The organism is Bradyrhizobium sp., from assembly GCF_016462955.1.
Taxonomy (GTDB): domain Bacteria; phylum Pseudomonadota; class Alphaproteobacteria; order Rhizobiales; family Xanthobacteraceae; genus Bradyrhizobium.
The window spans coordinates 1,739-2,014 of record NZ_JAEMSD010000807.1 but is presented as its reverse complement, the minus strand read 5'-3'; the positions used below and the strand labels follow the sequence as shown (position 1 = coordinate 2,014).

The following is a 276-nucleotide window of genomic DNA, read 5'->3' as shown; positions in this document are numbered from 1 at the left end:
GTAATCACGCTTGCTGCACATCTGCCGGTCAGCGGCGGACGGATCGCCGGCGCGCGGATCGCGCTGGGCTCGATGGCCCCGACACAGATCCGCGCCAGGGCGGCCGAACGCGCGCTGGAGGGACGCTCGCTGGATGCGGCGACGATCGCTGCCGCGGCCTCCGCGGCAAGCGAAGGAACATCGCCATCCGACAACGCGCTCGGCAGCGCCTGGTATCGCCGCGAGATTGTCGGCGTGCATCTGCGCCGCCTGCTCTCGGGACAGGAATAGCTGGCC

At 70.7% G+C, this 276-nt stretch carries 1 pseudogene; it reads left to right on the top strand.

The features are described 5' to 3' along the window. Positions 1 to 270: pseudogene (locus JHD07_RS38655) on the top strand (xanthine dehydrogenase family protein subunit M); the annotation flags it as partial. Positions 271 to 276 lie beyond the last annotated feature (6 nt).